The sequence below is a fragment of the Acidovorax sp. genome (assembly GCF_046341535.1).
GTDB lineage: Bacteria > Pseudomonadota > Gammaproteobacteria > Burkholderiales > Burkholderiaceae_C > Acidovorax.
The window spans coordinates 32,465-48,505 of sequence record NZ_JBKDRI010000078.1 but is presented as its reverse complement, the minus strand read 5'-3'; the positions used below and the strand labels follow the sequence as shown (position 1 = coordinate 48,505).

Annotated in this window: 18 protein-coding genes; 5 read left to right on the top strand and 13 right to left on the bottom strand. The window is 64.8% G+C overall.

The window, feature by feature from the left end:
• The first annotated feature begins 172 nt into the window (after positions 1–172).
• Positions 173–976 carry an RNA methyltransferase gene (locus ACK543_RS05410; RefSeq protein ID WP_409941828.1) on the top strand — a complete coding sequence of 268 codons (804 nt, stop codon included), beginning with the start codon at positions 173–175 and terminating at the stop codon, positions 974–976.
• Positions 977–1,007: 31 nt separating this feature from the next.
• On the top strand, positions 1,008–1,790 hold the full coding sequence (cysE, locus tag ACK543_RS05405; protein ID WP_409941827.1) for a serine O-acetyltransferase: 783 nt from the start codon (positions 1,008–1,010) through the stop codon (positions 1,788–1,790).
• Positions 1,791–1,842: 52 nt separating this feature from the next.
• Here cysE and ACK543_RS05400 read toward each other — a convergent pair whose 3' ends face one another.
• The 3 genes from ACK543_RS05400 to yjgA are packed head-to-tail and all read right to left on the bottom strand — an operon-like array spanning position 1,843 to position 3,537.
• Positions 1,843–2,199, bottom strand: coding sequence for a PilZ domain-containing protein (locus tag ACK543_RS05400; protein ID WP_409941826.1), 357 nt, complete (start codon positions 2,197–2,199; stop codon positions 1,843–1,845).
• 53 nt (positions 2,200–2,252) lie between these two features.
• Positions 2,253–2,870 (bottom strand): molybdopterin adenylyltransferase, encoded by a 618-nt coding sequence (gene mog, locus ACK543_RS05395; protein WP_409941825.1) that lies wholly within the window; start codon positions 2,868–2,870, stop codon positions 2,253–2,255.
• Positions 2,863–3,537, bottom strand: coding sequence for a ribosome biogenesis factor YjgA (gene yjgA / locus ACK543_RS05390; protein ID WP_409941824.1), 675 nt, complete (start codon positions 3,535–3,537; stop codon positions 2,863–2,865). The genes mog and yjgA overlap by 8 nt, the downstream gene beginning before the upstream one ends.
• A 65-nt stretch (positions 3,538–3,602) precedes the next feature.
• Here yjgA and pmbA point away from each other — a divergent pair, with 65 nt between their 5' ends.
• Positions 3,603–5,048: a metalloprotease PmbA gene (pmbA, locus tag ACK543_RS05385; RefSeq protein ID WP_409941823.1), complete on the top strand. Its 1,446-nt coding sequence runs from the start codon at positions 3,603–3,605 to the stop codon at positions 5,046–5,048.
• Positions 5,049–5,099: 51 nt separating this feature from the next.
• On the opposite strand, the gene ACK543_RS05380 is transcribed toward pmbA, so the two are convergent.
• The 8 genes from ACK543_RS05380 to ACK543_RS05345 form a co-directional block, all read right to left on the bottom strand.
• A complete protein-coding gene (locus ACK543_RS05380; protein WP_409941822.1) occupies positions 5,100–6,662 on the bottom strand; it encodes a cryptochrome/photolyase family protein in 1,563 nt (520 codons plus the stop codon).
• Positions 6,659–7,948: a DASH family cryptochrome gene (locus ACK543_RS05375; protein ID WP_409941821.1), complete on the bottom strand. Its 1,290-nt coding sequence runs from the start codon at positions 7,946–7,948 to the stop codon at positions 6,659–6,661. Before ACK543_RS05375 ends, ACK543_RS05380 begins: the two co-directional genes overlap by 4 nt.
• The gene (locus ACK543_RS05370) at positions 7,945–8,100 is read right to left on the bottom strand and encodes a DUF2256 domain-containing protein (protein WP_409941820.1); all 156 of its coding nucleotides are present in this window, start codon (positions 8,098–8,100) and stop codon (positions 7,945–7,947) included. The genes ACK543_RS05375 and ACK543_RS05370 overlap by 4 nt, the downstream gene beginning before the upstream one ends.
• 93 nt (positions 8,101–8,193) lie before the next feature.
• Positions 8,194–9,207: an NAD(P)/FAD-dependent oxidoreductase gene (locus tag ACK543_RS05365; RefSeq protein ID WP_409941819.1), complete on the bottom strand. Its 1,014-nt coding sequence runs from the start codon at positions 9,205–9,207 to the stop codon at positions 8,194–8,196.
• Positions 9,204–9,770 (bottom strand): lipocalin family protein, encoded by a 567-nt coding sequence (locus ACK543_RS05360; RefSeq protein WP_409941818.1) that lies wholly within the window; start codon positions 9,768–9,770, stop codon positions 9,204–9,206. The genes ACK543_RS05365 and ACK543_RS05360 overlap by 4 nt, the downstream gene beginning before the upstream one ends.
• A gap of 374 nt (positions 9,771–10,144) precedes the next feature.
• Positions 10,145–10,591, bottom strand: a complete 447-nt coding sequence (locus tag ACK543_RS05355; protein ID WP_409941817.1) for a GatB/YqeY domain-containing protein — start codon at positions 10,589–10,591, stop codon at positions 10,145–10,147.
• Positions 10,592–10,807: 216 nt separating this feature from the next.
• Complete coding sequence (gene rpsU, locus ACK543_RS05350) at positions 10,808–11,020, bottom strand: 30S ribosomal protein S21 (protein ID WP_007833691.1); 213 nt, start codon at positions 11,018–11,020, stop codon at positions 10,808–10,810.
• Between the two features lie 241 nt (positions 11,021–11,261).
• Positions 11,262–12,515 (bottom strand): NAD(P)/FAD-dependent oxidoreductase, encoded by a 1,254-nt coding sequence (locus ACK543_RS05345; RefSeq protein ID WP_409941816.1) that lies wholly within the window; start codon positions 12,513–12,515, stop codon positions 11,262–11,264.
• A gap of 216 nt (positions 12,516–12,731) precedes the next feature.
• Between ACK543_RS05345 and ACK543_RS05340 the strand changes: the two genes are divergently transcribed.
• Both ACK543_RS05340 and ACK543_RS05335 read left to right on the top strand, forming a co-directional pair.
• Positions 12,732–13,211, top strand: coding sequence for a DUF4124 domain-containing protein (locus tag ACK543_RS05340; protein ID WP_409941815.1), 480 nt, complete (start codon positions 12,732–12,734; stop codon positions 13,209–13,211).
• Positions 13,212–13,356: 145 nt separating this feature from the next.
• The gene (locus tag ACK543_RS05335; protein ID WP_409941814.1) at positions 13,357–13,845 is read left to right on the top strand and encodes an acyl-CoA thioesterase; all 489 of its coding nucleotides are present in this window, start codon (positions 13,357–13,359) and stop codon (positions 13,843–13,845) included.
• A 421-nt stretch (positions 13,846–14,266) separates the two neighbouring features.
• Here the strand turns inward: ACK543_RS05335 and cobA are convergent, their stop codons facing one another.
• Entirely contained in the window at positions 14,267–15,118 is an 852-nt protein-coding gene (cobA, locus tag ACK543_RS05330) for a uroporphyrinogen-III C-methyltransferase (RefSeq protein WP_409941813.1), read from the bottom strand.
• Positions 15,115–16,038 (bottom strand): DNA-binding protein YbiB, encoded by a 924-nt coding sequence (gene ybiB / locus ACK543_RS05325; RefSeq protein WP_409941812.1) that lies wholly within the window; start codon positions 16,036–16,038, stop codon positions 15,115–15,117. Before ybiB ends, cobA begins: the two co-directional genes overlap by 4 nt.
• Positions 16,039–16,041 lie beyond the last annotated feature (3 nt).

Here is a 16,041-nt window from a genome sequence, read left to right as displayed (position 1 = left end):
AAAGCGAAAATCGGCGAGAGCGAGGACAGTTTTTGCCGAATTTGCAGCCCCATAGCCGAGCTATGGGGCAAAAAGGCGGTTAAAAATGGACCGCTGCGGTCGATTTGCAGCCGACGATTTCCAAGTCCGACAGGCTCCTAGCCGCCGTTGTGTCTCCAGCCATGTGCCACCCATGAAGACCCGATTCATCCTGATCCAGACCAGCCATGCCGGCAATGTGGGCGCCGCCGCGCGCGCGATGAAAACCATGGGGTTTGATGACCTTGTGCTGGTCGCCCCCCGCTGGCCGAACGTGCTGCGTCGGGAAGAAACCATCCAGCGCGCCAGTGGGGCGCTGGATGTTCTGGCGAACGCCCGCATCGTGGCCACGCTGGATGAGGCGCTGGAGGGCATGAGCCACCTTTGCGCCACGGCGATGACCCCCCGCGACTTCGGCCCACCCACGGCAGCGCCCCGCCAGCATTTCGAAATGCTATTGAATAAGGAGCATCTTGACGCCACGGGATCCGCGCGGAAGGCTGAAAACATTCATCAATCCGATGCTGCATCTCCCGGATCGGCTGCGCAGACAGGCGTGGCCTTCCTGTTTGGATCTGAGCGTTTTGGCATGGCCAACGAGGATGTTTACCGCTGCCATGTGGCCCTGTCGATTCCGACGAACCCGACGTTCGGCTCGCTCAACCTGGGCGCGGCCATCCAGGTCATTGCCTATGAGTGGCGTCTAGCGCTGGGTGGATTCGAGGTACAGGACGCAACACCCGCTCGCATCCAGGCGGATGCGGCCCAGGTGGCGGGGATGTTGGATCATTGGGAGCAGGCGCTGACAACCATCGGGTTTCTCGACCTGGCCGCACCCAAGAAGCTGATGCCCCGCCTGAACCAGCTTTTCAATCGGGCGCAGTTGGCGCCGGAGGAAATCCATATCCTGCGCGGTGTCGCCAAAGCCATGATCGAGGCTGCGCACCCAAAACGCTAGACTGGCCAGCCTTACATCAAAGAGTTCACCCATGTTCGCTCGCCTGCGTTCAGACATCCAGTGCATCCTCGACCGCGACCCTGCTGCGCGCAGTACGTGGGAGGTGATCACCTGCTACCCAGGTTTGCACGCTATCTGGCTGCACCGGCCGGCCCACTGGTTCTGGAATCACGGTTTCAAGTGGCTCGGCCGGTTCACGTCGCACTTTGCGCGCTGGTTCACCGGTATCGAGATCCACCCCGGCGCCAAGATTGGCGAACGGGTCTTCTTCGATCATGCGATGGGGGTGGTGGTGGGCGAGACCGCCGAGATCGGAGACGGCTGCACCATTTACCAGGGGGTCACGCTGGGCGGTACCTCCCTGTACAAGGGCGCCAAGCGCCACCCCACGCTGGGCAAGGACGTGGTGGTCAGTGCGGGCGCCAAGGTGCTGGGCGGTTTCGAGGTCGGCGACGGCGCCAAGATTGGCAGTAACGCGGTGGTCATCAAGCCCGTGCCCGCTGGCGCCACGGCCGTGGGCATCCCTGCGCGCATCATTCCGTCCAAGGTCGGCGAGAGCGCCGACGTCACCGAGTCGCAGCAAGCTCGCCAGTTCACGGCATACGGCATCACGCAGGACGACGATCCGCTCTCGCAGGCCATGCGGGGGCTGATTGACAACGCAGCCACCCAGGATCACCAGATCACGCTGCTATGGCAGGCCATTGAGAAGCTGTCGGCCTCTCATAGCGGGGCCAAGGACTGTGTGCCGTGCGATGCAGCCCTCAAAGAGCAGTTCGAGGCTGGCAAACTCAATGAGCTGGTGGGAAAGTGAGACCACCTTGCATCGGTGCGTCTCGGCCGTGAGCCTGAGGGCCCCGGAAGGGTCAGTTCTTGATGTACAGCAGGATGGCCGCCCGGGTCGCATCATCCAGGTTGGGGGTTGACATCCCTAGCTGGAACCCGCCTCCGCTGCTGCTCAGGATTGCGTACAGGACGATGGCACGCAACTTCAGCGGCTTGCGTCCGCTGGGCGGTACGGGCAAGGGCAGATGCACGACGCACTCGGTGTGCGCTGGCAAACTGACCAAGCACAGCACACTGAGACCGCCCTCGCTGATGTCCATGGTGCGCACCGACATGGGGGGGCGACCGGCAATATGGAGTTCTGCCTGTACCCGTAACACGCGTCTGGGCTGTACGCGACGTTCGGCTCCGGATGGTTTGGGTGGGGGAGTACTCATGATGGTCTGATGGTCGTCTCGACCTGCCTGCATCAGGGTGGTCGTTTTATGGTTTAGCCCCTCCTGGGCCGTACCGCATTATTAGGGCGGAACGATCTGCACACATCCTCGCGCGTTTCCAAGTAAGGTCCGCCCAGCAAGTCTACACAATATGGCACCGCTGCAAAGATACCGGGAACGCCTGCCGGATTGGCTTGAGTGGCCGGTAGTCCGGAAAGAGTCTGCCCAATCGCCTTGGGCTGCCCCGGAAGGTTGATGATCACGCTCTGGCCTCGCACCACCGCAACCTGGCGCGACAGGATGGCGGTGGGCACAAACTGCAAACTGATCTGGCGCATTTGCTCGCCAAAACCGGGCATCTCCTTGTGGGCCACGGCCAGCGTGGCCTCGGGCGTCACGTCGCGCAGGGCGGGGCCTGTGCCGCCGGTGGTCAGCACCAGGCTGCAGCCGGCATCCACCAGTTCGATCAGCGTGGCGCTGATCCGATCCTGCTCGTCGGGGATAAGGCGGGGCTCGAAGGTGATGGGGTTGTAAAGGGCCCGCGTGAGCCAGTCCTGCAGCGCAGGCAGACCCTTGTCTTCGTACACGCCGGTACTGGCACGGTCGCTCACCGAGACGATGCCGATGCGCACCGGGTCAAAGCCAGATGCGGCCTCTTGCGTATCAGTCATTGACTTCATCCTCCACTTCGCCGCGACCGTGACCGACCGCTGCGGGGCCGCCCAGGTGCTCTCGCACCAGTTGGAACAGTTCGCGGTAGGCGCGGCCCTTGCGCGGTGCCAGGCCTTGCGAGACCTGTACGTTAGCCTGTTTGCCGGCGGGCTGCGCGTCCTTGCGGGCTTGGCGGATCAGCGCGCGAAGCTGCTGAGTATCCGTGTCGGCGTGTTCTGCCATCCACACGGACAGCGCCTCGTCGTCGGCAATCAGACGGTCGCGCCAGTACTCTGCCAGGTGCAACTGCATTTTCTCGGTGGCCGAGCCCTTGTGCTGCTCTTGCAGGGCCTGGCGGGCCGCCTGAACCACTTCAGGGTCGAGCTTGCGCATGATCTTGCCCACATACTGCATCTGGCGGCGCTTGCCTTCAAAGTTGGTGATGCGCCTGGCTTCGGCCAGGGCGTCCACCAATTTGTCGGGCAGCCCGACGGCGTTGAACAGGTCAGCGCGCAGCGTCAGCAGTTCTTTGCCCAGATCCTGCAGTTCGTCACTTTCGCGCTTGAGGTCGGTTCGGCTGGCATCGGGTGTGCCTTTGAGTTCGGCCTTGAGCTGGATGTCCAGTTCGCTGCCTTCGGCAACGAACTGGCCTCGCACGAAGTAGCCTTTTTTGGGTTTGCGTGACATGGGTTGGGGGCAAAGGGGGCCCGTGAGCAAGGTGCGTCACGGCGGCAAGTATCATAGCCTCCGCTATGAACAAACCCACCCTAGGCGCCGTGCGCGCCGCCGCCGCCCGGGCCACCGGGTCTGACCGCGCCACCTCTTCCGACACTCCGCAACAAGGCTTCAGCTACAGCCGGCCTTTCTTTGAAGCGCTGGTGGATCGCGCCCTGGCGCACGCCAAAAAGCTGGGCGCCACCGACGCGGGTGCCGAGGCCTCCGAGGGTTGCGGCCTGTCGGTCAGTGTGCGCAAGGGCGAGCTCGAAAACGTGGAGCGCAACCGTGACAAGTCGCTGGGCGTTACCGTGTACATTGGCAAGCGCCGCGGCAACGCCAGCACCTCTGATTTCTCCAGCCGCGCCATCGAGCAGACGGTGCAGGCGGCCTATGACATTGCCCGTTTCACGGCCGAAGATCCCGTGGCGGGCCTGCCCGACGCCGACGATATCGCTGCACCCGAAACGCATCGCGACCTGCAACTCTTTCACCCCTGGGTCATTGACAGCGAGGGTGCCGCGCGCCTTGCGATGGAGTGCGAGGCCGCAGCATTCAAGACGCACCGGCGCATCACGAACAGCGAAGGCGCGGGCGTGTCCGCGCAGCAGAGCCATTTTTTCAGCGCCCACACGCGCGGGTTTCGCGGCGGCTATGCGAGCTCGCGCCACAGCTTTTCGGTGGCACCCATTGCCTCGTTGCCCGGCAAAAACTCTGAAATGCAGCGCGATGTTTGGTACAGCTCCATGCGCAATGCCGATGAGCTGGCCTCGCCGCAGGATGTGGGCCGCTATGCCGCCCAGCGCGCCCTGAGCCGCCTGGGCAGCCGCAAGATTGCCACTACGCAGTGCCCGGTGCTGTTCGAATCCACATTGGCCGCCGGTCTGCTGGGCGGTTTCGTGCAGGCCGTGAGCGGTGGCTCTCTGTATCGCAAAAGCAGTTTTTTGCTCGACTCGCTGGGCAAGATGGTTTTCCCCAAACATGTCGATGTCCTGGAAGACCCCTTCATCCTGCGCGGCAAGGGCAGTTCGCCGTTTGACGAAGAAGGCGTTCGCGTAGCCCCGCGCAAGGTGGTCCAGGGTGGGCGCGTGGAAGGCTACTTCCTGTCCAGCTACTCGGCGCGCAAGCTTGGCATGAAGACCACCGGCAATGCCGGCGGCTCGCACAACCTGGTGATGACATCACGCCTGACCCAGCCTGGTGACAACCTCGATGCCATGCTTCAGAAGCTGGGCACCGGCCTGTTTGTGGTCGAGCTGATGGGGCAGGGCGTGAACTACGTCACGGGCGACTATTCACGCGGCGCCAGCGGCTTTTGGGTCGAAAACGGCCGCATTGCGTACCCGGTGCACGAGATCACCATTGCCGGCAACCTCAAGGACATGCTCAAGGGCATTGAGGCCGTGGGCGCCGATGCCTACAACCATGGTGCCAAGACCGTGGGGTCCATCCTGGTCAACCGCATGAAGGTGGCGGGTAGCTGAGGCCTCGTCAGGCCGCCATCGGGCGGTGCTGGGCGCGGTCTGCGTAAGCCGTCACAGATCGTCCAGCCGACCCAGCAGCGCCTTCGCTTGTGCCCGGATGGCGGCCGTGTCGGTATCCGGCATCTTCTGCAACTGCCGGTACACCAGGGCGATGCGCACGTTCTTGCCCAGCGTGCCCTGGTGGCGCAGGAAGAAGTCCCAGTACAGTGCGTTGAAGGGGCAGGCGGACTCGCCCGTGCGCTGCTTGCGATCATAGGCGCAGCCCTTGCAGTAGTCGCTCATGCGGTCGATGTACGCTGCGCTGCTCACATAGGGCTTGGTGGCCAGGAGGCCGCCGTCGGCAAACTGGCTCATGCCCAGGGTGTTGGGTAACTCCACCCATTCAAAGGCGTCGATGTACACACCCAGGTACCAGCGGTGTACGGCTGCGGGGTCCAGCCCGGCCAGCAGCGCAAAGTTACCGATCACCATGAGCCGCTGTATGTGATGGGCGTAGGCACCGTCGAGCGACTGGCCTACCGCGTGCGACAGGCAGCGCATGCGGGTTTGGCCGGTCCAGAACCATGCGGGCAGCGGCGTGGTGTGGCCCAGCGCGTTGCGCCCGTCGTACCCCGGCATCTGCGCCCAGTAGATGCCGCGCACGTATTCGCGCCAGCCGAGAATCTGGCGGATGAACCCCTCCACCGCCGCCAGGGGGGCCTTGCCTGCGCGGTAGGCGATCTCGGCGCGCTGCACCACCTCTTGCGGCCCCAGCATCTTGGTGTTGAGCGCGAAGGACAGCAGCGAGTGGAACAAGCGCTCGCCGCGGGTGCTCATGGCGTCTTCATAGGCGCCAAAGTGGGGCAGTGTGGTGTCGATGAAGTGGTCCAGCCATTGCAGCGCCTCAGCCCGGTTCAGTGGCCAGCGCAGTTGCGCTGCATGCGGGTTGCCAAAGCTTTTGACGCCCGCTGCCTCAATGCGGGCCCACAGCGCACTGTGGTCGTGGGTGGGCCGTGCGTCGGCGGGAAGGGCGGGCGTGCCGGGCCAGGGCTTGCGGTTGTCGTGGTCAAAGTTCCATTGCCCACCCTCGGGCTCGCCAGCGTCGTCCATCAGCACCGCGTGCCGGGTGCGCATGCGGCGGTAGAAGCTCTCCATCAACCATTGCTTGCGGCCTGTGAACAGCTCGGCCACCTCGGTGCGCGTGGTGTAGAAATGTGCGCTATCGACCGCTTCCACCGCAAACGCTTGCGTGGCGGCCCACTCGCGCAGCTGTGCGTCGAGCCGCCATTCGTCGGGCTGCTGGTACTGCAGCCGGTTGGCGCGGTAGTGGGCCATCAGCGCCTGCAGGTTGGCCGGGATGGATTGCCGGTTGCTGGCGTCATCGATGGCGACATACCGCACGCGATGTCCTGCCTCGCGCAGTTGCCGCGCCAGGTCGCGCATCGCGGCAAAGAGGGCCAGGATTTTTTGCGCATGGTGCAGTACGTAGTCGGTTTCTTGCCGCACCTCCATCAGCAGGTACACCACCCCGTCGTCGCGGCTGGAAAACCAGTGGTGGTCCGGGTTGAGCTGGTCGCCCAGCACCAGGCGCAGTGTGTGTGCGCGCGCGGGCAGGGCTTCGGTGTCACCCGTCATGCGGCGCTCCACATGCGGCGGTAGCTGCCGTCGGCGTCGTGGTCCTGTGCCTGCTTTTGCGGGTTAAAGCGCCTGCCACCTCGTGGGTCGGTACCACGCCCGGCGATATACAGCCAGTTGCCCTGGTTGCTGTAGGGGTCGTAGTCCAGCAGTTGCGATTCAAACCATGCCGCGCCGGCACGCCAGTCGCCGTACAGGTCGTGGATAAGGTAGCTGGCCGCGACCTGGCGCAGCCGGTTGCTGAGGTAGCCGGTGGTCGATAGTTCGCGCATGGCGGCATCGACCAGGGGCTCGCCGGTGCGGCCTTCGCACCAGCGGGCAAAGCCCTGTGCGTTGTGGGTGGGTGGTGGCAGCGCAGACAGGCCGCGCGCACGGTACAGCGCGCGGCCGTGCTGCAGGTGCAGCAGCCGGAAATAGTCGCGCCAGAGCAGTTCGAACCACAGCCAGTAGCTGCCATCGCTCGCGCCGTGGCTTTGTTCAAACGCCCGCAGTTCGGCCATCCCCTGCCGTGCCGACAGCGCGCCGCAGGCCAGCCAGGGCGAGAGCTTGCTCGAATAGTCGATACCGGTCAGACCGTTGCGCGTGGCCTTGTAGCTGTGCGGCAATTTGCGCGCCAGGTATTGCGCCAGATGGGCGCGCGCGGCATCCTCGCCGCCGTGGAACGCGCTCAGGCCGTAGGGGAAAGACGAGCGGGTGTCGGTGGCGCCCGCGCTGTAGGCGGGTTCGGTGGGGGCAGGCGGCTGCAGGTCATGGGGCGGTGGAGGCAGCAGCGTTTTGGGCGGTTCCAGCGGCTGCGGTGGCTGAACGCCCTTGCGCTCCACTGCCTGCCGGAATGCGGTGAAGACGCCCGGCAGCTCCTGTGGCCCCCAGGGCAGGTCGCCCGGATCCAGCAGGCTGCTGTTCCACACAGCGTGTACCTGCACGCCCGTGGCGCGCAGGGCTGCCACCTCATCCTGTTCATAGGGTACGGCAATGTCTTCACACACCACCACGCTCGCGCCCACCCGCCGGGCCAGGGCAGGGATTTCGGTGGCGGCGCTGCCATGCAACGGTACCAGCGGGTTGCCCAGCCCGGCCAGGCGCGTGCCCAGCGCCTGCACCGCCGCCTGCTCAAAGGCGCGGCGATGTATTCCCACCCGCGCAAAACCCCAGCGGGTCGCCTCATCGGGCGGCGGGTGGCAGAACACGGGAATCAAATGGGTGGCGCCACAGCGCAGCGCCGCGACCAGTGCGGGCTGGTCGTGCAGGCGTAGGTCGCGGCGAAACCAAAACAGCACGGTGCTCATGCGGCGCTTTTCCCCATGCGTTTGCGCTCGTTGCGGCAGCGCTCCGAACAGTACTTCACCTCGTCCCAGACCTTGTCCCACTTTTTGCGCCAGCGAAACGGCAGGCCGCAGTGCAGGCAGATCTTTTGAGGAAGGTCTTGTTTCTTGCGCATGGGCGGGTCGATGGGTGTTACTGGGTCACAAGCTTCGCCCGGGATGGACGCGCCGAACCACCTCGCGGCGCTCGGTGCGAGCGCAGGCGTGCTTTACCGTGGGCTGATCATCCGGCTGGCGACGGCCTGGCCGCTCAGCCAGGCGCCCTCCACCTTGCCGCCGTGCAGCCAGTCTCCGCACAGGCCCAGCTTCACGGTCTCGTCCCACCAGAAGCCGATGGTCAGCGGCGGCTCGGTGTCTGCATAACGCCAGCGGTGGGCTGTGGCGGCCAGCGGAGGCGGCCCGCCCAGCGCGCGAAACGCGTCGACCAGGGCGGCCGTCACCGACTCGGCGGTGTCTTCGATGTGGGCCTCACTCCATTCGGGGCTGGCGTGCAGCAGCCACGTCTCCTGGCCTTTGCGTCTGGGCTTGCTGCTATTGCGTGCCACCCAGCGCAGCGGGCCTGCGTTGATGAATGCCCCTTCCCAGCCCAGCGGCGGCGGAGCCGCAAACCGCAGCATGACAGCCCAGCAGCCGCGCATCTGCGCACTCTGGGCCACCTCCACGGCCGGAAACGATACCGGTGTCAACAACTGCACCGCCTGCGGTGCGGGCACGGCCAATACCACGGCACCGTAGGTGGGGGCGTGCACCCCGTGTTCGACGGACTCGATCTTCCAGCCTTTTGCGCTGTGCTCCAGACGCTGCACGGTCGTTTGCACCCGCAACGTCCCGGACTCGCCCAGCCGGGACGCAAGCCATCCGGCTGGCGATGTCATGCGAGGCGTGCCCACAAAGCGTTCGAGCGGGGTGGTTGGTGCAGACCAGGTGTTTCCATCGAAGCTTGTCAGGCGCGCATCCCACAGGCTGGCGACGCCTGCGGCCTCCCAGCGTGCCACCTCGGCGCGAAAGGCCGGGTCGCGCGCCGTGAAATACTGGGCGCCGTGGTCGCATTGCCACAAGCCCGCAGTGTCCTCGGCGCGGCGGGTGCTCATGCGGCCCGAAGGGCCCCGGCTCTTGTCGAACAGGTGGACGGTGTACCCCGCATCCAGAAGCCGGTGCGCGCATGACAAACCGGAGAGTCCGGCGCCAATGACGGCCACTGGAAGGTATGCGGCAGTGATCATGGTTTGGGGCCTGTGCGTTGGTGGCTCACCCAGATAAGAGCCTTCGGATCGATGCCCAGCTGCGCCACGCGCGTGATGAGCTGCTCACGCAGGGCGGGGGGCATCTGCCGGTCGCGCGACAGAATCCAGCAGTAGCTGCGGTCGGGCCCGACCACGATGGCCCAGCGGTAGTCGCTATCGAGCGCCGCGACGTGATAGCCGCCGTAAAACGGGCCAAAAAAAGACACCTTGAGCGAGCCTGTTTGCGAACTGCCGGTGAACAGCGCTTTGCCCACCGCCTCGCGCCATTCCTTCTTGCCTTCGTCGTAGCCGCGGTTGATGACCCGCACGCTACCGTCGGGCTGGCGCTGGTAGGTGGCGCTCACGTCGTTCATGCCGCGCTCAAAACGGTGGTCGAGCCGTGCAAGTTCGTACCAGGTGCCTTCGTATCGACCCAGGTCGAAGGGGGCAACAGCCTCAATACCTTCAGGTGGCCGGGTAGAGCCGCAACCCACTAGCAACACAGCGACTGCGCTGGCCAGTACCAGCGCCGCCAGCCGAGAAATGGAATACCGGGTTTTCATACGATACGATCAGGTCGCGAAACAAACCTGATGGTATCGCAGTCGGCCAGTGGTTCACGGCGCGACCGATGCGATGCGCCTGCCCTGGGGATACGAAAATTGCAGTGAAATTAGCCACCAGCGCTCGCTGCATATTGATAAGTTGCTATAAATATAGTAGCAATTTATTTCGTATGAGCCTGCCGATACCCGGTCGGCACCCGGGGCGCGGCAGTGAAAACGATGGCACCTCCGCCTGTGAGAGCCAGTTGTCGATCTTGTAAACCCCGGCGAGATCGTCAACAGGCAGGCCCCCAGGAGCGAGACCAGCCGTCTGGTAAGCGCGGGAAGCGATCAGAAATAGACCGGCCTTGACGCGGTGGTGCAGGGGCCAATCAGCCCGCCAACGCCGCTTTCACGGCAGCCGACACCTGGCCCATGTCGGCCTTGCCGGCCAGGCGGGTCTTGACCACGCCCATCACCTTGCCCATGTCGCCCGGGCCCGATGCACCCAGCTCGGCCACGATGGCTTTTACCGCGGCGAGGGTTTCATCGGCTGACATGCGCTCAGGCAGGTAGGCCTGCAGGACGGCCATCTCGGCCTTTTCCTTGTCGGCCAGGTCCTGGCGGCCTGCGCTTTCGAAGGCGGCGATGGAGTCCTTGCGCTGCTTGATGAGCTTGTCCACGATGGCCACCACGGCCACATCGTCCAAAACGATGCGCTCGTCCACTTCCTTTTGCTTCATCGCGGCTTGCAGCAGGCGGATGGTGCCCAGGCGCTCGCTGTCCTTGGCGCGCATGGCGGCTTTCATGTCTTCGGTGATCTGGTCCTTGAGGCTCATGGCGGCTTCCTTGGTTGGTGTTAGACAAGAACGGGGGGTTGCCAAAACGCTTTCTGGCCAGGCGCTCACGCCGCAGACAGCCGTGCTGCGACGGCAAGGCGTTGCAACGACGCCAGAAAGCCTTTTGGCGAACCCCAAAAACGAAAACCCGCGCTTGGCGTCCCTAGCGCGGGTTTGGCGGCTGTCGTCCAGTCAAGGACTGGGCCAAAGCTGTGCTTAGTACAGCTTTTTAGGCAGCTGCATGCTGCGCACGCGCTTGTAGTGGCGCTTGACGGCGGCTGCCTTCTTGCGCTTGCGCTCGGCGGTCGGCTTTTCGTAGAACTCGCGGGCGCGCAGGTCGGTCAGCAGGCCGAGCTTTTCGATGGTGCGCTTGAAACGGCGCAGGGCAACGTCAAAGGGTTCGTTTTCTTTTACGCGGATCGTGGTCATTAGCGAATGGTTTCCAATTGGTGCCTGCAGAGGGGCTTGGGGAGATCGGGCCACAAGTCCTTGCAAAGCGGTTTCCCCGTCTGTAACTAGTATTTGGCCGACGGGGCAGTGCCAGCAAAGCCGAGTATTATAGCTTGAAGGTTGAGGGCAGGCGCAAGCCCGTCAGCCGTGGAGTCTAAAAAAATGGCAGGGTAGGCGATTTTCCCCGGCGCTGGGCGGGCGCTGACCGCGCCCTGGTGCTTCAAGGGGGGGTAGGCGGCAAGGCTTGCGCACAGGCAAAGGCGCTCGACCACGCCCACTGAAAGTTGTAGCCCCCCAGCCAGCCCGTCACATCGACCACTTCGCCGATGAAATACAGACCGGGCTGCGTGCGGCATTCCATGGTCTGTTGAGATAGCGCGCGCGTGTCCACACCGCCCAGCGTCACTTCAGCCTTGCGGTAGCCCTCGGTGCCGGTGGGGGTCAGCTCCCACCGTGCCAGCTGCTCAGCAAGCTGTGCCAGCGCCTTGTCCGATGCTTCGTTGACCGGGCGTTGCCACTGCGCATTGCGCTGCGCCCAGGTGTCGGCCAGGCGGCTGGGCACCAGGGTGGCCAGCTCATTGGCAATCAGCTTGCGCGAACGGGTCTTGGCCTGGAGCAGTGCCTCAGCCAGGGGGGCTCCGGGCGCCAGGTTGATGACCACTGGGGTGCCCGCGTGCCAGTAGCTGGAAATCTGGAGCACGCCAGGCCCCGAAAGCCCACGGTGCGTGAACAGCAGGTCTTCGTCAAAGGCCATGTGGTTCTTCTTGCCGCCCGTGCTGATCCGCACCGGCAAGGCCAGCCCGGCAAGCTGGGCGTAGGGCTGCCAGGCGTCGCCGTCGAAGGTCAGCGGCACCAGACCGGGGCGGCGCTCGACCACCGGCACGCCAAACTGCTGTGCCAGCCGGTAGCCGAAGTCGGTGGCGCCGATCTTGGGGATGGAAAGGCCCCCCGTGGCCACCACCAGCGAGCGCGCCTGCACCGCCCCCCGGCTGGTATCAATTTGATAGCTGTGAGGGCAATCAGGACTTGCGGAACCGGCTAAAAAACTTATTTTTTTGACACTGCAGGGTTGCCAGCGCTCCACGGCGCCCTGGGCGCACTCGGCCAGCAGCATGGCGATGATGTCCTCGGCGCTGCGGTCGGCAAACAGCTGGCCCTTGTGTTTTTCGTGGAAGGCAATGCCATGCTTTTGCAGCAGGGCCGTGAAGTCGGCGGGCGTGTAGCGCGAGAGTGCCGAGCGGCAGAACTGCGGGTTTTGACCCACAAAATATTTGTGGGGCGCGGCCGGGTCCAGGTCGCGGTTGGTGAAGTTGCAGCGCCCACCGCCCGAGATCCGAATCTTCTCGGCCACCTTGTCGGCATGGTCGATGAGCAGCACCTTCAGGCCGCGCTGCCCGGCCTGCGCGGCGCAAAAAAGCCCGGCTGCGCCAGCGCCGATGATGACGGCGTCAAAGGAAAAATCGATAGGTGGCACTGCAGGATCTGGGGTTGGGCGGGCGCATGCTCGCCATTGTCGCGCCTGCGCGTCGGCGTCAGGCCGATGCGGTCCGCGAATGCGGTGGATGCACTGCGGCGTCCTTCGCGCTGGAGCGTGGTTGCCAAGGTGTCCCGGCAGCCGCTCGGCTTTGCGCAATGACGCATCCCCCTACGGCTGCGCTAATATGGGATTTTGCCTGGGGAGGAGCGCGCCATGAACCCTGTCCGTTATGCCTTGTGGCTTGTGGTGCTGGGCTGCATGTCGCCTGCCTGGGCCGTTTACAAATGCACCGACGCCACCGGCAAGGTGTCGTTCCAGGATGCTCCTTGCCCCGGTCAGGGGCAGAAGATTGAGGTCCGCCCCGGCACCCGGGGCGCCACGCCGGTGCAGGCGCCGGGCAGTGTGGCAGCCGAGGGTGCTTTTGGCGCGACGTGGCAACGCAAGAACTATCTGCAGACCAAAGGCATTCCGCAGGCGCGCGCTGCGGTGGAGCGCAGTCAGCGCGAGTGCGCGGCCACGGGCGAGGTGGCTGCGCATGCCGGTCCCTTGCGACGCGGCAACCTCCCCGCCGGTAATCAGCCTGTTCAGGACATGGCTGCCAAGGCCGCCGAGGCCAAGGCGGCATGCGATGCGCGGACCCAGTCGCTGCGCGAACAGTTGCAGGACCTCGAGAAAGAGCTCGCCGGGCTCTGACGTCGCGGCCCCAGAGGGCACCCATCGCCGTCAACCAACACTTCTCCCGGCGCGGCATCGCGTTTGGACGGTGGCGCCGGACAAGGACTTCAGGAAGGCCCATGCGCGGCATCGATATTGCCCTGTGCCGCCTAAAATTGCGCGCATGAATATCCCCTCGCACCAGCTCAGCATGACCGTGCTCATGACGCCCGACATGGCCAACTTTTCGGGCAACGTGCATGGTGGCGCCATCCTCAGGTTGCTCGACCAGGTGGCCTACTCGTGCGCCAGTCGGTACTCTGCCTGCTACGTGGTCACGCTGAGTGTGGACCAGGTGATGTTCTTGCAGCCCATCCATGTCGGTGAGCTGGTCACGTTTTTGGCCAGCGTGAACTACACCGGATCGTCATCGATGGAAATTGGCATCAAAGTGGTTGCCGAGGACATTCGCTCGCAGGTGGTGCGGCATGTCAACAGCTGTTTCTTCACCATGGTGGCGGTGGACGAATCGCGCAAGCCGGTGCAGGTGCCGCGGCTTTCGCCCTCGACGCCGGAGGAGCGCCGCCGCTGGGATGCGGCAGTGATGCGCAAGACGCTGCGCAAGGAACTGGCCGAGCGGTTTGAGCAGGTACGGCAGCCCACCGTGGCGTGACCCTGCTGTCGTGAGGTTGAACCTAAAAACGGCAGTTGGATGCATTTGCCAGCGCTGCTGATGGGGCGCCAGGCAAGGCGCGACGACGCGGCAGGCTCGTGCCTGCAAGGAGGAGCAACACCGCATGGCGCTCCAAAAGCGGTGCTAGGAGCCTGTCGGACTTGGAAATCGTCGGCTGCAAATCGACCGCAGCGGTCCATTTTTAAACGCCTTTTTGCCCCATAGCTCGGCTATGGGGCTGCAAATTCGGCAAAAACTGTCCTCGCTGGGGCCGATTTTCGCTTTCGACGCTCCAAGTCCGACAGGCTCCTAGCAAGTGCATAGCGCTGTCACCCCCAAGGTGCGGCTGCGAAAACAACCCAAGGCTCGAGTCCACGCGGTGTGCGGCAAGATGACAAGCGGTCAACTGCCGTTTTTAGGTTCAGACTGCGCGCTGCAGCGCCATGCCCTCGCTGGCATCGCTGGGTTCACCTGTGAAGACACCCGCGCCGATGACCGCCACGCATTCGACCACATCCCCCACCACGATGACGGAGGGGCTGATGAGCCCTTCGCGCACGATGGTGGCGTGCAGCGCATCCAGCGTGGTCACGGCGTGTCGCTGCTGCGGCAGGCTGGCATGCTGGATGATGGCTACGGGCGTCTTGGGCGGCAGACCGGTCAGCAGTTCCTGCTCGATCACGGCGGCACTGCTCACGCCCATGTAGATCACCAGCGTGAGCTTGGCATCGCGGGCGGTGGCGGCCAGTTGCCGCCAGTCGGTACCCGCGTCGCCGGGCTTGGCATGCCCGGTGACAAACACCACGCCGTGCGCGTGCTCGCGGTGGGTGAGTGGTGCGCCCAGCGATGTGAGTCCCGCCAGCCCAGCCGTGATGCCGTTGATCACCGTCACCGGCACACCCGCCGCGCGCAGGTGCTCCACTTCCTCACCGCCACGGCCGAAGATGAACGGGTCTCCGCCCTTGAGGCGCACCACGTTTTCGCCTTCGTTCACGGCCATGAGCATCAGCTTCTCAATGAAGGCCTGCGGCGTGCTCTTGCAGCCGCCGCGCTTGCCCACGTAGACCACGCGAGCCCGGGGCGATGCGTGCGCCACGATGGCATCGCTGACCAGATCGTCCACCAGCAGCACCGTGGCGGCCTGGATCGCCTTGAGTGCCTTGATGGTCAGCAGTTCCGGATCACCCGGGCCGGCTCCCACCAGCGTGCAACTGCCGCCGGGGGTTCGCGGCGGCGATCCGGGGGAGGCTGTGAAGGGGGTGGGGCGGGTCATGGGGTTGTCTCCGTGGCAGTTTGGTGTGCCAGCTGCAAGATATGTTCCACCTGTCGCTCGATGGCTGTGGGCACGGGTAGCTCGCCCGCCAGCACGCGGCGGGTGTAGGCGGCGGTGGTGGCCACATCGATCTCGGCGGGCAAGCCTGGCACGTCGCTGGCGGTGCCGGGCCTTTGGGCGTCCAGCACCGTGTGGGTGCCATTGAGGAAACCGTCGTAGCGGGGGCTGCGCCGGGGGTCGGTGACGACTTCGCCCTCCAGTCCGCGCGAGAGCAGGGCGCTCATGCGCAAGTGGGTGAACACGGCGAGCAGCATCTCGAAGTATTCCGGGTGGGTGTAAGCCGTGACCACCACCGATGGCCCCGCGCACGGGTTGATCAGTTTGACCACGCTGTGCCCCGGGTTGCGCAGGCCTACCACCTCGCGCACGGCCAGCAGGCGTGCGAGGCCCGGGTGCAAGTGCTGCGTGTGGATGTGGCGCACCTCACCGTTTGCTATTTTTTCAGGAGCTGTCAGGGCAGGCACACCAAGCGTAAGCAGTACATCTGATGCCAGAACCCGCCGCGCCTCGGTGCGCATGCCGTGCAGCAGCACGGGCAGGCCCTTGCGGGCCAGCAGCAGGGCCAGCAGCGGCGTCAGCACCGGCAGCTTGCGGGCACCGTTGTAGCTGGGCAGCACGATCAGCGGGCGGTCGGTGGCAGGTAACCGTGCCACACGCTGGTGCGTAGCGTCCAGAAAGCCACACATCTCGTCGGCTGTTTCGCCCTTGATGCGCATCGCCAGGCAAAAAGCCCCGACCTCCAGGTCGGTCACCTGACCCTCCAGCACCTGACCGAACAGGTCGGCCGCCTGCTCGCGCGACAGCGGCCGCGCGCCGCGCGCGCCGCGCCCGATCTCTTTGATGTACTGGCTGATGCCCATTTT